Here is a 13881-nt window from a genome sequence, read left to right on the forward strand (position 1 = left end):
CCCCCCATAAGATTACCAACAGAAGGTATGGGCGCATAGGGGCAAATTACTATATTTGGTTGNTTTTTGGTAGCCCAGCCGCTATCCATCTCAACCTGAACGCCCTTTTTTTTATGCATACTTTTGGCCTGATCCGGGAAGGCAAACGACCGATAGACCGCAGAGTACCCCTGAGCCCTCAGCAGGCAGCCCAGTTTTCCAGCCAGTATCCACAGGCCCGCATCATTGCCCAGGCCAGCCCCATTCGCTGCTTTGGCGACGAAGAGTATACCGCTGCCGGCATACCCGTGCAGGAAAGTATGGCCGACTGCTCCATTCTGCTGGGCGTAAAAGAGGTGCCAATCGAGCAGCTGCTGCCCGGCAAGACCTACCTGTTTTTTTCGCACACCATTAAAAAACAACCCTACAACCGTGCGCTGCTGCAGGCCATACTGCAGAAAAAGATTCGCCTGATCGATTACGAGCGCATTACTGATGAGGCCGGAAACCGGCTGGTGGCCTTTGGCAAATGGGCCGGCATTGTGGGGGCCTACAATGGCATCTGGGCATGGGGGCGGCGCTCCGGCAGCTTTGACCTGCGGCGGGCCCACGACTGCTACGATTATGCCGAATTAAAGGAGGAATTTAAAAAAGTACACCTGCCCCCTCTGAAGATTGTGCTGACCGGCGGCGGCCGGGTAGCCAGGGGAGCCATGGAAGTGCTGGATGCCATGGGCATACGCAAGGTAAGCCCCGAGGAGCTGCTGCACGAATCCTTCCATCAGGCGGTATATGCACAGCTTAACAGCCGCCATTACCACACCCGCCGCACCGATGGGGGCTTTGACCAGCAGGAGTTCTACCAGGAGCCCGAGCGCTACGACTCAGCCTTTGCCCCCTTTTACCGCCAGGCCGACATGCTCATTGCCGCCGCCTACTGGAAGCCCGGCGCACCCGTGCTATTTTCGGCCGCAGAAACCGCTGCCGATGATTTCCGCATCCGCATCATTGCCGACATCACCTGTGATATAGAGGGCTCGATCCCCACTACCAAAAAGGCCAGCAACGTAATAGAGCCGCTGTATGATTATGTGCCGGGCCAGAACCGCATCACTACCCCCCTCTCGCACGAGCGCAACATTACCGTAATGGCCATTGACAACCTGCCCTGTGAGCTGCCGCGCGATGCATCCGAAAGTTTTGGCCGGGACCTGCTGCGCCATGTGCTTCCGGCTTTTGTTGAGGGCGACGAGCATGGCATCCTTGCCCGGGCCACCATTGCTGCCGATGGCCGGCTTACCCCTGACTACGCCTACCTCCAGGATTATGTGGACGGCCGGGAATAGACCCTTCTGGGCGGTACTCAGCCTGCTTTGCTTGCTGGCCGGCACCGGCATTTATGCCCTGCTACGGCCGCTCCCCTGGATGCCCTGGCAGGGCGCTGATATTACTGTACCTGCATGGCTTGTGTTTGGCCTGCCGGATGGCCTCTGGACGGCCGCTTTTGCAGCCAGCCTGCTCAGCATGGGTCCTGACCGGGCAAGCGCCCGCGTCTGCTGGTGGCCGGCTGCCTGCCTTATGATGCTGGAGGCACTGCAGGCCACAAGGCACTGGCCCGGCACTGCAGATGCTGCCGACCTGCTGTGGGGCCTAGGAGGCAGTGCCTTTGTGATTGGTATTCACTACCTGGTATTGTCATGGAAAAAAGAACCAGAAAAGGCGCTTATCTGCTCCTGACCCTATTCTTTCTGCTGATCGCCTGGGCTACTTCCATAGAGGAGCCGCAGGAAATCCGCTCACTGCCCCTAAGTGCGCAGGTGCAGGAGGAGCACATCTGGCTGCTGAATGAAGCGCCGGACCCCCTCGATGGTCTTGGACTGGTGCTCAATGGGGTATATGGCATTGCCGATTACAGGCTTGCCCCCGGGGCCGAAGCACGCATTCCCCTGGCTGATTTTAAAGATCGCAATGGCATGGCCTTACCCCCTGCAGAAAGACCCCATGTGCTGGAAGTATACCAAAACAGCGGCGGGCCCTTTGGCACAGGCGGCTACTCCAGGTTTCAGTTTGACTGAGCATGGCCCATGGCCCGCATCAGGTAAAGGTTTAGGCCGCCCGACAAGCGAATAAACGAATTGCCCACATAGCCGGCACCCGGCACATAAAAGGGGTTGCTTGTATCCGGCAGATCTTCAACCAACGCCATTCTTGCCCCGAATTTAAGCTTGTAATTCCCTATTCGGATAGCATCCATGCCTACAACAAGCTCCCCTCCCCATACATGGTAGCGATGCCTGGTCTCTGCCGCCTGATCGCCAAAAACAGGGCCATAAAACAGCTTGTCAGCCTGCAGCTGGCCTACGGAATAGAGAAGATTTACCTCTACAGTCAGTACATGCATGGGCGTGTTGCTGGCATAGACATAGAGGATGCCGGGTTTTAGCCAGTATCCCCTTTGCTGCAGCTGCGTACCGTTGCTGTAGTGTCGCTCACCCCAAAAATATCCACCATATAGCTGGCTATACCATGCCGTGCTGCCCAGCCGTAGCTGTGCAACGGCTTCCAGCGGCAGGCTGCGATCAAACCTCGACATGCGGCTGATCTGGTGATGGAGTGGACGGCTAAGCTCCAGGCCCAGCTGCAAGCGGGGCAGCTGCATGTCCTGCCGGGGATGCCTTCGGCCTACGATCACCTCTACTTCCAGCGGCTGCTGGGCGGCCAGAGGGGTGGCCAGCAAAAGGCTAAGGCACAAACACAGCCAGGGTAGGCGTATCATGGGCAAGGATATAAAACGTAAAGCGGGGAACAACTACCATAGAATCGGCCTGCAGGCTGGTGCCTGCCATGTCTATCGCCACATCCCGGGGCTTAAGCAGGAGCCCGCATTCGTGGGGCTGTAGTATGGCCTCGGTGCGAAAGCGAATGCTAAGGGTATCCTGCCGATTATGCTGGCGAAATACATAGCTTACCTGCCCTCCCTGCAGCGGCATCGGGAGCAAAAACAGGTTTTCGTAGCGCCGCATGCACAATTCAGCCGGTGAGCCAAGTGCATAAACTGAGGTAAAACAGTATCCAGCGCCGGCACATTCCAGGCAAGGGGGTCGCTACCCGAGCGGTAAAAACCCACCGCCAGCCAGGGCTCGTCCGGCGCAGGGCAAGGCGGCTCCGGGGCAAAGCAGCTGCAGAGCCCAACCAGACACAGGACCGCCAGCAGTACTTTCTTCAGAGCCATTTCCGTTTGCGAAACACCACTACCATGGATACTGTAAGTACCAGCATCAACCCCCATACCCCATAATAGCCCCAGGTCCAGGTAAGCTCGGGCATTACTTCGAAGTTCATGCCATAGACCCCTACTATAAAAGTTAGGGGGATAAAGATGGTAGAAATGATGGTGAGCACCCGCATGATCTCGTTGGTGCGGCTGCTGATGGTGGAATGGTAGAGATCGGCCATGCCCTTGAGCAGATCGCGGGTTACCTCCACAATGTCGATGATCTGGGTCATGTGGTCGTACACATCGTGCAGGTAGATCTGGGTCTTCTCCTGTATGAGCGCAAAATCGCCCCGCTCCAGGCGGTACATTACATCGCGTAGCGGCCATACCGAGCGCCAGATGGTGAGCATTTCGCGTTTCAGGTGGTAGACCGCATCAAAATTATCTTTGGTAGCATGTACCAGCATCTGTTCCTCAAGGGCTACGGCCCGCTCATCGATCTTGTCCAGGATCACAAAGTAATTGTCTACAATGGTGTCCATCAGGGCATAGAGCAGGTAATCTGAGCCCCCTCCGCGAATCCGGGGCTTGCCCAGGCGCAGGCGGTTGCGCACGGCAGTAAACGTATCGCCGGGCCGTTCCTGAAAGGACAGCACAAAATCGGGCCCCAGCACCAAACTCACCTGCTCGCTGGATACGGTGCCCCGTTCGGCATCATAATCGATCATCTTCAGCACCACGTATAGGTAGCCCTCCAGCTGCTCTACCTTGGGGCGCTGGTGGGTATTTACGATATCTTCGATGGTAAGGGGGTGAATGCCAAATTGCTGGCACAACTGCTCTACCAGCGCCACCTGATGCACCCCATCCACATTGAGCCACAGGCTGCTGCCGGGCAAGCGGGCTGCCTTTACCTCCTCTACGGTTGCGGGCTCCAGTTCCTGCAGCTGATCGGGGGTATACAAAAACAGCTGCATGGTAACGGGCTCATCAGCCTGATGGCCGGTGTACATGGGAGAGCCGGGTGGCAGGCCCACCTTATGTTTGCCTTTGCGGTGGAGGGAGGCAAGCGTGCGGGCCGAGCGAATGGCTTTAAGGGCAGTCGGTAGTTTTTGAGCCATAGAGAATCTGGTAACACGGGTACATGCCGGCACAGGATGCCGCAGAGCCCCGTGGGCGAAGAACAGTTGGCCTACAAGATATTGATTCTTGCCGGCTTGTACAGGGGAAGGGGGCACAAAAAAAAGCGGCTGTTTCCAACAGCCGCTTGTTCTTTTTCTAGTAGATCAGGTAGTTCGGGGCGCTTAGCCGTTCATCGATACCAGGAATTCCTCGTTATCGCGGGTGCCGCGCATACGCTCCAGCAGAAACTCCATGGCCTCCTGTGAGTTCATATCACTCATAAACTTGCGCAGGATCCATACGCGCTGCAGGGTTTCCTTGTCCATGAGCAGATCTTCGCGGCGGGTGCCGGAAGCCGGTACGTCTATGGCCGGATAAATGCGGCGGTTAGACAGCTTGCGGTCCAGCTGCAGCTCCATGTTGCCGGTACCTTTGAATTCTTCAAAGATCACCTCATCCATTTTGGAGCCGGTCTCAATCAGGGCCGTGGCAATAATGGTGAGCGAGCCGCCATTCTCTACATTACGGGCCGCACCAAAAAAGCGCTTGGGCTTGTGCAGGGCGTTGGCATCCACACCACCGGACAGGATCTTGCCGGAAGAAGGAACCACAGTATTATAGGCCCGGGCCAGGCGGGTAATGGAGTCGAGCAGAATGACCACATCGTGGCCGCACTCTACCATGCGCTTGGCTTTCTGCAGCACAATGCTGGATACTTTTACGTGCCGCTCGGCCTGCTCATCAAAGGTAGAGGCAATCACCTCGGCCTTTACGCTGCGGGCCATGTCGGTTACCTCCTCGGGGCGCTCATCAATCAGCAGAATGATCAGGTAACACTCGGGGTGGTTTTCGGCTATGGCGTTGGCTATTTGCTTGAGCAGTACCGTTTTACCGGTTTTGGGCTGGGCCACAATCATACCGCGCTGGCCTTTGCCAATGGGGGCAAACAGGTCCAGGATGCGGTTGCTGTAGTTATCGCCGCCATTGCTCAGGCGCAGTTTCTCCTGGGGGAAGAGGGGGGTCAGGTGCTCAAAACCAATACGGTCCCGCACTTCTTCGGGGGTTTTGCCGTTGATATGCTCTACGCGCAGCAGGGCAAAGTATTTCTCGCCTTCTTTGGGGGGGCGGATCTGGCCTTTTACCGTATCGCCGGTCTTCAGGTTAAAAAGCTTTATCTGGGAGGGAGATACGTAAATATCGTCGGGGGAGGCCAGGTAGTGGTAGTCGCTGGAACGAAGAAAGCCGTAGCCATCCTGCATGATTTCCAGTACCCCTTCGCTGGCGACAATGCCGTCAAATTCTTTTACCGGCACCGGGCTAATGGTATCGCGGCGGGTAGTTTCCTGCTGCGGGGCTATCTGTCCGTCGGTGTCGGGCTGTAGGTCTATTTCGCGGCTGCGCTGCTCCCGGTTGCGGTCGGGCTGGCGGTCACCACGCTCGGGGCGCTCATTGCGGTCCCGGTTGCGGTCGCCTCTATCACCCCTTTGCTCGGAGCGTTCGTTGCGTTCGCCACGCTCAGGGCGATCGCCGCGCTCGTTCCGGTCCCGGTTACGGTCGCCTCGCTGCTCGGAGCGCTCGCCACGCTCTGGGCGTTCGCCTCCGTCTGAGCGGCCCTCGCGCTCCTCTACACCCTCGCGGCGGCGGGGGTTGCGGGGGCGGTTTTGCTGCTCGCCTTCGGCTTTATCTGCCTCGGCGGGTGCTGCTACCGTTTCTGCGTCATCTTCTTCAATGGCTGTAACGTTTACCCGGCGGGCTATGCGGCTACGGTTTTCTTCTTCCTGGCGCTGCTGGTGGCGCTGCTGGCGCTCTTCCTGGCGGCGGGCGCGCTGCTGTTGCTGCTGCTCGGCGTCCACAGGGGCAGGGGTCTCAGTGGCGGCTTCGTCTTGCGTTTCCTCGGCCTCTAGGGCTAGCTGGGCAGGGGTTACCTCAGGGGCAGGGCGGCGTTTGGGCAGGGCACTTTCGGGCATAACCGCCTGCTGATCAAGGATCTTGTAGATTAGTTCTTTTTTGGGCAGCTTTTTAAAGTTTTTGATGCCCATCTCCTCTGCAATCTCTTTCAGTTCTGAAAGTAGCCTGAGATTTAATTCTTCGATTTTGTACATATCCGGGAGTTAGAACAACAAGTCGGAACGACCTCCTATTGAGAGTGAATTACCTTAAGATGAATTATTTATAAATTCGTAACTGGGTGCTAAAGGCGGTAAGAAAAACGCTTATGAGCCTGTAGCCGGGGGACGGAAAGCCTGTGAAAGGTGCGCAATTATAGACAGTCTGCCTCGATTTAGCAAGATTATGGCCAATTTTAATCTTTGACCAAAAAAGCCCTTTACCAGGAGCCTATTGCTGAAAAAATCCGCTAATTTTACAGCTATCGCAAGGCTTAATCCCTTACGGCATGCTATCAGTACCCCAAATAAAGGATAACAAAGATACAGTTATAACTGGCCTTTTAAAGAAAAAGTTTAAACAGGCAGAAGAAACTATTGAAAAAGTGCTGGCCCTGGATGATGCCCGCCGTAGCACCCAAAAGCAGCAGGATGATCTGCTGGCCGAGCAGAATGCCGCCTCCAAACAGATTGGCCAGCTGATGCAGCAGGGAAAGCGCGACGAAGCCGAGGCCGCCAAAGCCCGCGTGGCCGACATAAAGGCCGAATCCAAAGAGCTGGGCGATAAACTACAGCAGTATACCGAGCAACTCACCCAGCTGCTCTACACCATCCCCAACGTACCCCATGAGCGGGTACCCGAAGGCGCTACCCCCGAAGAAAACATAGAGGTGGAAACCGGTGGCAGCAAGCCCTCCCTGCCCCCCACTGCCCTGCCCCACTGGGAGCTGATCAAGGAATACGACCTGATCGATTTTGAGCTGGGCATCAAGATCACCGGCGCGGGTTTTCCGGTCTACAAAGGCAAGGGCGCGCGCCTGCAGCGGGCGCTCATCAACTTCTTTCTGGACCAGGCCCTGGCGGCCGGCTATACCGAGTACACTCCTCCCCTGCTGGTAAACGAAGCCAGCGGTCTGGGAACCGGCCAGCTGCCCGACAAGGAAGGACAGATGTACCACGCCACCGCCGACAACCTCTACCTGATCCCCACGGCCGAGGTCCCCATTACCAACCTCTTTCGGGATGTGATCCTGGCCGAGAGTGAGCTGCCCGTAAAATGTGTGGGCTATACCCCCTGCTTCCGGCGCGAGGCCGGCTCCTGGGGTGCCCATGTGCGCGGCCTCAACCGCCTGCACCAGTTCGATAAGGTGGAGATTGTGCAGATAGCCCGTCCGGAAGATTCTTATACCATACTGGAAGACATGCGCCGCCATGCCACCGGCCTGCTGCAGCTGCTGGAACTGCCCTACCGGGTAATTGTACTCTGCGGCGGCGATATGGGCTTTACCTCGGCCCTCACCTACGATCTGGAGGTATGGAGCGGCGCCCAGGAGCGCTGGCTGGAGGTAAGCTCGGTAAGCAATTTTGAGACCTACCAGAGCAACCGCCTGAAGCTACGCTATAAGCCTGAAGAGGGCAAAAGCAACCAGCTGGCCCATACGCTCAATGGCAGCGCCCTGGCCCTGCCCCGCATTATGGCGGCCCTGCTGGAGAATGGCCAGACGCCCGAGGGCATCCGCATTCCCAAAGCGCTGCAGCCCTACTGCGGCTTTGAGATGATTACCAAATAGGATACGCCCGGCCCACCAGCCGGGCTTTTTTTGGGGCGCTTCTTTTTAAATTTTCGTATTTTTACTCACTATGTGCCGTAGCGTAGGTGCCGGCCTGTGCTTGTTCTTCACCCACCCCTGGGCGACTATGAGGATCTAAACAGGCTTTTTTAGGCATGTCATTGCCCCTTGCCTGGCTAATCTTATTTTCTTTTTGAACTATGAATCTAACGATAGAAAACATCCTGCTGATTGGCTCTATTTTATTGTTTGTAAGCATTCTGGCAGGAAAAACATCCTATCGCTTTGGCGTACCCACGCTTATCTTCTTTCTGGTGGTGGGCATGCTGGCAGGCTCCGAGGGCATTGGCAATATTTACTTCGATAATCTGAGCAATGCCCAGTTTGTAGGCGTGCTGGCCCTCAATTTTATCTTGTTTTCGGGGGGGCTGGACACCAAATGGGAAAGCATACGCCCGGTGCTGGGTCGCGGCGCCGTGCTCTCAACGGCAGGGGTGTTTCTGACTACCGTGTTCGTTGGGCTATTTGTCTGGCTGGTCACCGGCTTTAGTCTGCTGGAGGGCTTATTACTGGGCGCCATTGTATCCTCTACTGATGCGGCTGCTGTATTTTCCATATTGCGCTCTAAAAGTGTGGGGCTCAAGAAAAACCTGCGCCCCACGCTGGAACTGGAAAGCGGCAGCAACGACCCCATGGCCTACTTTCTGACCATTACGCTTACCTCGCTGGTGGTGAATCAGGAGCAGTCGCTGCTTTCCATTCTGCCTATGTTTATTCGCCAGATCATTTTCGGGGGACTTATCGGTCTGCTGATGGGCAAACTTAGTGTTAGCATCATCAATCGGATAAAGCTGGATTTTGAGGGGCTCTACCCCGTGCTGGTGATTGCCCTGATGGGCTTTATCTTTTCGTTTACCGATTTTGTCGGGGGCAACGGCTTTCTGGCCATTTACCTGGCGGCTGTTTACATCGGCAACCATGATATTATCCACAAGAAGTCCATTATGCGCTTTTTTGATGGATTTGCCTGGCTCATGCAGATTGTACTCTTCCTAACGCTGGGCCTGCTGGTCTTTCCCTCCCATATTGTGCCGGTCATTGGTATTGGCCTGCTGATCTCACTGTTCATGATTGTGGTGGCGCGCCCGCTCAGTGTTTTTATCAGCCTGGCCTTTTTCAGGGTCCGAAACCGGGAAAAACTCTTTATCTCCTGGGTGGGCCTGCGGGGCGCCGTACCCATTGTATTTGCTACCTACCCCCTGATAGCCGGGGTAGACAAAGCCGATATGATCTTCAACATTGTGTTTTTTATCTCGGTAAGCTCCGTCTTGCTACAGGGCACCACGCTGCCCCTTATGGCCCGGTGGCTGCACGTAGCCGTACCCGAAAAAGCCAAGCGGCGCAGCCCGCTGGATCTTGAGCTGTCGGATAATGTAAAGTCGGAGCTGACCGAGATCATCATTCCGCCCGATACGGAGGTGGTGGGCAAGCAGATTGTAGAACTGGGCTTTCCCAAAACGGCCATTATTGCCATGGTAAAGCGGGATGGCAAATACATTACCCCCAACGGCTCTACCGTACTGGAGCCCATGGATGTGCTGCTGGTACTGGCCGAAAACGAAGAAAGCATGGATGCGGTCTATGACTGCCTGGCCATAAAAGAATACTGATTTCTAGCAAAACGCCTCTGCTCCATCCGACTTACAGGAGCTCAGACCCTATAGGCTACTTCTGTAGCCACTTACCTGATAAAAGACTTTTGTCCGCCTTTTTGCCATCGCTCCTATTCAGCAGGCCAGTCCTTCAGGAGGGAGTATCAGGCCACTAGGCTGTCCCTTCTGCTTTCTCGCCTGCATCGGTGGCTGTATCCAGCGCCTGGTCTATTTCGGTAGCAGGCCGGGTGTAGCCATAGCGCCTGTCCAGCCAGTTCATGACCGGGTAGGCGCTAAAGCCATGCACCACCACCGACACCATAATCACCACCAGTACAGTCCCCCAGAGGGTTTCGCCCTGCCCAAAATCATAGTTGGCCAGGGCATAGGCCAGGTAGTAAATAGAGCCGATGCCCCTGATGCCGAATACGGACACAATGAGCCGGCGGGAGCCCCAGATCCTGGCCCCCATCAGGCTGATCCAGGCCAGCAGCGGCCGCACAATAAAGATAAACACCAGGCCGTACCAGAGCATCTCAAGGGTAAAGGTGGGCAGTAAAAACGCCACCAGCCCGCCCATAAAAATGAGCAGCAGGGCCGTAACAATATGCTCCAGGTTGTAGGTGAATTCGTGGAGAATGATGTTGTACTTATGGGCATGCTCGCTGCGCCTGAAAAAATAGGCCGCCGCAAAGACCGACAAAAACCCATAGCCCCCGATGGCCTCGGCCCCCGCATAGGAGATAAACAGCACGCAGAGGGCCACCGAGCCCATGCCTTCGGCAAATACGGGGCGCTCTTTAGGTACCTTAAACACCAAAAAGGCCAGCACCCGCCCCATGAGCACCCCTGCCAGCACCCCTACACCTATCTTATAGAGTACATCCTGCCAGAGCCAGGTAACGAGCCATTCGCTCTGCAGCCCGCCCGCCTCGGCCATGCGGATGGCAAAATAGGTAAAGGGAAAGGCCAGTCCATCATTGACTCCGGCTTCAGAAGTGAGCGCAAAGCGCACCTTATCGTTCTGCTCATTGGGCGGGCCCACCTGCACATCGGAGGCCAGTACCGGATCGGTAGGGGCCAGTACGGCTCCCAGCAGCACAGCAGCTGCCGGCGCCAGGCCCAGCATCCAGTGGCCCAGCCAGGCGCCGGCCAGAATGCAGAGGGGCATGGTAATAAACAACAGCCTTGCCGTAATCTTCCACTGCCCGGAGGTGAGGGGTGTATCGATCTTAAGCCCGGCGCCCAGCAGGGACAGAATCACCAGAAACTCTGCCAGCTTCTCCCAGATCCGCTGGCCGATGTCGGAATAGGGGTTGGGAACCTCAATGAGAAAATATTTAAAGAAGAGAAAGCCTGCCAGCACATAAATGATGGCAATGGTAAAATGTCGCTTCACCAGTAACTGCGGGAGCCACACCCCCAGGGCCAGCGCCAGGCCGGTGCCAAGCATGGCCCACTCGTAGGGGTCAAAATCGATCAGATCCATTCGGTATATGTATGGGCTCTTAACCCACAAGCAGGCTGCTAGGTTTTGAGCTGGCACACCCCTTAATCAATAATAGCTTGCAGTGAATGGGTGAAAAATTACATTTTGCCATTTGTTTTACACAAATTGCGCCCTGATCCCTATTCTGGCATAGTGCTTGCTGATCTGTTTTTCTCTCAACCATCTCATTATGCACCTATCTGCTACTTTTTTAAAGACCACTGCCCTTTGGGGCACGCTGGCGTTACTGCTGGCCTCCTGTGACAGAGATTCTCCCACTCCCCCAAGCAGCCTGGATGGGGTAAACCTGCAGTTTGCCCGGCCCGGTGATACCCTCACCCTGCAGGGTAGATTCCACCTGGCCGAACCCGAAGTCTACCTGGGAGCGGTGCGCCTGCCCCTGACCAAAACCAGCCATACCGAACTGCGGGCCGTTATCCCCCCCGAGGCCGGCTCTGAGCTGCTGCAGGTACGGGGCCGGGGCGACGTACTGGACGGGCCCCTGCTGGAGATCTACGACAGCGGCTGGCGCAGGCCCTTTGGCGCAGGCGCTTCCATTAGCCATATACAGTTTTTGCCCGGCAACGCGGCCCTGGGATGGGCCTTTGGCCGCATAGAAGGCTATACCCATCACAGCCTTTGGCACACCCGGGATGGTGGCCAGAGCTGGAGCCGTATGGAGCAGCCCCAGCTGCGGGTGCCCGAGCTGAGCCAGCTGCAACCGGTGAGCGCCTCGGTGCTATGGGCCAGCTACTACAACCAGGTGTTCAGATCGGACGATGGGGGCGCCAGCTGGATGGAGATGGAATTTGAGCTTCCCTATATCGAGCAGATTGGCTTTCTGGATGAAACCACCGCCTTTGCTGTATGCCGCGCAGTGCAGGGAGACCGCTACCAGTTTTACCGCACCACCGATGGGGGCCAGCACTGGGAGCTGCTCCATGAACAGGAGCACTATTTTTTCCGAGAATCGCTTTGAGCGCCACAACGCCAGCCAGATGGGTTATGTGGATTACGCCTATCAAAAGCTCTACCTCCTGGACAAAAGCCTCCCCCACCCTACAGTCTGTAAACCTGCCCCGCCTGGTGCCTACCGAAGCGCCTCTTCAGCTTCAGCAGCCGGGCAAGTGGTTTGCAGCCGGCTCCATGAGCACGGTTTATGCCCGGCAGCTGCCCGGCGAAACTACCTATACCTATAGTGAGCGCAACCTGCTGTGGATATCAGACAATGCCGGCAGCAGCTGGCAGAAGGCTGTTGTACCCCCCCTGCCGCACCTCATGGGCCTTATTTCCATCAGTTCACAGGGCAGTACCTGCTGGGCTCTTGACCGCAACGGCACCATCCTGAGAAGCCAGGATGGCGGCAGCAGCTGGACGGCCCGCCGCTTTGACCGCTATGCGACCGAAGGGGTGCGTTCCCTGCACCTTAGCCCCAACGGCCGCGCCTACCTGATCACCTCCTATGGGGAGCTCTTTATGCAGGACTATTAATCCCATGCCGGCCCTAACATGAGTCATCCCGAATTTTTAGCGGGACACTTAATAAAAAAGGCCTCAGAATGAATCTTGAGGCCTTTTTTTATTAAGGTAGGCTGTCATCTCGACCAGCGGGAGAGATCTTGGAAAGTTTTTAGTATGAGTTGTCCTATGCCGGATCTCTCCCGCTGGTCGAGATGACGTCCCTTCTTTATGTTTTTGGGCTAGATTACAGTAATCTAAGGCTGTTTTAGCCATTTAGAAAATTCGGGATGACTCATGTTTAGTATAGGCTGATTATTTCCTGAAGCCCAGCACCGTACGCTCAATAATGTCGCAGCACTCGTGCAGCTGCTCTTCGGTCATGACCAGGGGGGGCGCAAAGCGAATGATGTTGCCATGGGTAGGCTTGGCCAGCAGCCCGGCTTCTTTCAGGGCTACGCAAAGATCCCAGGCGGTGGAGCTATCGGGCGAATCGTTGATGACAATGGCGTTGAGCAGCCCCTTGCCCCGCACCAGCTCAATAAGATCGGTTTTCTGGATCAGCTGCTGCATGCGCTGGCGGAAGAGCTCCCCCAGGCGGCGGGCATTCTGCATCAGGCGCTCATCGCGCACTACCTCCAGCGCCGCCATGGCCACCTTGCAGGCAAGGGGGTTGCCACCAAACGTAGAGCCATGCTGGCCGGGCTTTATCACTTCCATGATCAGGTTATCGGCCAGCACGGCCGATACCGGGTATACCCCCCCGCTCAGGGCCTTGCCCAGAATGAGGATGTCGGGTTTGGTGTAGTGCTCGGGCTGGCGTTCGCACACCTGCTCGCAGCTGCAGTTGCCGCATACGGCCAGCAGGCTGCCGGTGCGGGCTATGCCGGTCTGGATCTCATCAGCAATGAAGAGCACCCCGTTCTCATGACAAAGGGCCGCTACTTCACGGATGTAGTTTTCATCAGGCGTAAATACCCCGGCCTCGCCCTGAATGGGCTCTACCAGAAAGCCCGCAATATTTTCTTCTTCCTGCAGCACCCGCCGGAGGGCGGCTACATCATTGTAGGGGATATGGATAAAGCCGGGGGTATAGGGGCCAAAGTTCTTGCGGGCGCCCTCATCATTGCTAAAGGAGATAATGGTGGTGGTGCGGCCATGGAAGTTGCCTTCGGCTACTATGATCTTGGCCTCGCCTTCGGGAAAGCCCCGCTTTTCGTAGGCCCATTTGCGGCAGATCTTCAGGGCGGTTTCTACGGCCTCGGCCCCCGTATTCATGGGCAGCACC

The 13881-nt window shown here is 56.4% G+C and carries 13 protein-coding genes; 7 read left to right on the forward strand and 6 right to left on the reverse strand.

Annotated elements, in window-relative coordinates:
- Positions 1-113 precede the first annotated feature (113 nt).
- Genes ADICEAN_RS16795 through ADICEAN_RS16805 form a run of 3 tightly spaced genes read left to right on the forward strand, consistent with a single transcriptional unit; the run spans position 114 to position 2054 of the window.
- Positions 114-1325, forward strand: a complete 1212-nt coding sequence (locus tag ADICEAN_RS16795) for an NAD(P)-dependent oxidoreductase (RefSeq protein WP_009196843.1) — start codon at positions 114-116, stop codon at positions 1323-1325.
- Positions 1306-1716: a hypothetical protein gene (locus ADICEAN_RS16800; protein ID WP_009196844.1), complete on the forward strand. Its 411-nt coding sequence runs from the start codon at positions 1306-1308 to the stop codon at positions 1714-1716. Before ADICEAN_RS16795 ends, ADICEAN_RS16800 begins: the two co-directional genes overlap by 20 nt.
- The gene (locus ADICEAN_RS16805; protein WP_009196845.1) at positions 1677-2054 is read left to right on the forward strand and encodes a hypothetical protein; all 378 of its coding nucleotides are present in this window, start codon (positions 1677-1679) and stop codon (positions 2052-2054) included. Before ADICEAN_RS16800 ends, ADICEAN_RS16805 begins: the two co-directional genes overlap by 40 nt.
- On the opposite strand, the gene ADICEAN_RS16810 is transcribed toward ADICEAN_RS16805, so the two are convergent.
- The 4 genes from ADICEAN_RS16810 to rho form a co-directional block, all read right to left on the reverse strand.
- Entirely contained in the window at positions 2042-2755 is a 714-nt protein-coding gene (locus tag ADICEAN_RS16810; protein WP_009196846.1) for a hypothetical protein, read from the reverse strand. The genes ADICEAN_RS16805 and ADICEAN_RS16810 overlap by 13 nt on opposite strands.
- Positions 2721-3002 carry a hypothetical protein gene (locus ADICEAN_RS16815; protein ID WP_009196847.1) on the reverse strand — a complete coding sequence of 94 codons (282 nt, stop codon included), beginning with the start codon at positions 3000-3002 and terminating at the stop codon, positions 2721-2723. Before ADICEAN_RS16815 ends, ADICEAN_RS16810 begins: the two co-directional genes overlap by 35 nt.
- 199 nt (positions 3003-3201) lie before the next feature.
- A complete protein-coding gene (corA, locus tag ADICEAN_RS16820) occupies positions 3202-4317 on the reverse strand; it encodes a magnesium/cobalt transporter CorA (RefSeq protein WP_009196848.1) in 1116 nt (371 codons plus the stop codon).
- A 183-nt stretch (positions 4318-4500) separates the two neighbouring features.
- A complete protein-coding gene (gene rho / locus ADICEAN_RS16825; RefSeq protein WP_009196849.1) occupies positions 4501-6420 on the reverse strand; it encodes a transcription termination factor Rho in 1920 nt (639 codons plus the stop codon).
- A gap of 293 nt (positions 6421-6713) precedes the next feature.
- Between rho and serS the strand changes: the two genes are divergently transcribed.
- Positions 6714-7994, forward strand: a complete 1281-nt coding sequence (gene serS, locus ADICEAN_RS16830; protein WP_009196850.1) for a serine--tRNA ligase — start codon at positions 6714-6716, stop codon at positions 7992-7994.
- Between the two features lie 200 nt (positions 7995-8194).
- The gene (locus tag ADICEAN_RS16835; protein WP_009196851.1) at positions 8195-9664 is read left to right on the forward strand and encodes a potassium/proton antiporter; all 1470 of its coding nucleotides are present in this window, start codon (positions 8195-8197) and stop codon (positions 9662-9664) included.
- Between the two features lie 154 nt (positions 9665-9818).
- Here ADICEAN_RS16835 and ADICEAN_RS16840 read toward each other — a convergent pair whose 3' ends face one another.
- Complete coding sequence (locus tag ADICEAN_RS16840) at positions 9819-11135, reverse strand: cation:proton antiporter (RefSeq protein WP_051068889.1); 1317 nt, start codon at positions 11133-11135, stop codon at positions 9819-9821.
- Between the two features lie 190 nt (positions 11136-11325).
- Here ADICEAN_RS16840 and ADICEAN_RS16845 point away from each other — a divergent pair, with 190 nt between their 5' ends.
- Together ADICEAN_RS16845 and ADICEAN_RS22750 are read left to right on the forward strand one after the other, a co-directional pair.
- Positions 11326-12114 (forward strand): WD40/YVTN/BNR-like repeat-containing protein, encoded by a 789-nt coding sequence (locus tag ADICEAN_RS16845; protein ID WP_009196852.1) that lies wholly within the window; start codon positions 11326-11328, stop codon positions 12112-12114.
- A gap of 26 nt (positions 12115-12140) precedes the next feature.
- A complete protein-coding gene (locus ADICEAN_RS22750) occupies positions 12141-12626 on the forward strand; it encodes a WD40/YVTN/BNR-like repeat-containing protein (RefSeq protein WP_009196853.1) in 486 nt (161 codons plus the stop codon).
- 282 nt (positions 12627-12908) lie between these two features.
- On the opposite strand, the gene rocD is transcribed toward ADICEAN_RS22750, so the two are convergent.
- The coding region (gene rocD, locus ADICEAN_RS16855; protein WP_040397782.1) for an ornithine--oxo-acid transaminase at positions 12909-13881 on the reverse strand (973 nt) is incomplete at its 5' end.

Origin of the sequence: Cesiribacter andamanensis AMV16 (genome assembly GCF_000348925.1) — a bacterium.
GTDB lineage: Bacteria > Bacteroidota > Bacteroidia > Cytophagales > Cyclobacteriaceae > Cesiribacter > Cesiribacter andamanensis.

Excerpts from the sequence above, each read along its gene's own strand:
- ADICEAN_RS16800 (WP_009196844.1), top strand. The coding sequence starts at position 1,306 with ATGTGGACGGCCGGGAATAGACCCTTCTGGGCGGTACTCAGCCTGCTT.
- serS (WP_009196850.1), top strand. The coding sequence starts at position 6,714 with ATGCTATCAGTACCCCAAATAAAGGATAACAAAGATACAGTTATAACT.
- ADICEAN_RS16795 (WP_009196843.1), top strand. The coding sequence starts at position 114 with ATGCATACTTTTGGCCTGATCCGGGAAGGCAAACGACCGATAGACCGC.
- ADICEAN_RS16805 (WP_009196845.1), top strand. The coding sequence starts at position 1,677 with ATGGAAAAAAGAACCAGAAAAGGCGCTTATCTGCTCCTGACCCTATTC.
- ADICEAN_RS16845 (WP_009196852.1), top strand. The coding sequence starts at position 11,326 with ATGCACCTATCTGCTACTTTTTTAAAGACCACTGCCCTTTGGGGCACG.
- ADICEAN_RS16840 (WP_051068889.1), bottom strand. The coding sequence starts at position 11,135 with ATGGATCTGATCGATTTTGACCCCTACGAGTGGGCCATGCTTGGCACC.
- ADICEAN_RS16815 (WP_009196847.1), bottom strand. The coding sequence starts at position 3,002 with ATGCGGCGCTACGAAAACCTGTTTTTGCTCCCGATGCCGCTGCAGGGA.
- ADICEAN_RS22750 (WP_009196853.1), top strand. The coding sequence starts at position 12,141 with ATGTGGATTACGCCTATCAAAAGCTCTACCTCCTGGACAAAAGCCTCC.
- corA (WP_009196848.1), bottom strand. The coding sequence starts at position 4,317 with ATGGCTCAAAAACTACCGACTGCCCTTAAAGCCATTCGCTCGGCCCGC.
- ADICEAN_RS16810 (WP_009196846.1), bottom strand. The coding sequence starts at position 2,755 with ATGATACGCCTACCCTGGCTGTGTTTGTGCCTTAGCCTTTTGCTGGCC.
- rho (WP_009196849.1), bottom strand. The coding sequence starts at position 6,420 with ATGTACAAAATCGAAGAATTAAATCTCAGGCTACTTTCAGAACTGAAA.
- ADICEAN_RS16835 (WP_009196851.1), top strand. The coding sequence starts at position 8,195 with ATGAATCTAACGATAGAAAACATCCTGCTGATTGGCTCTATTTTATTG.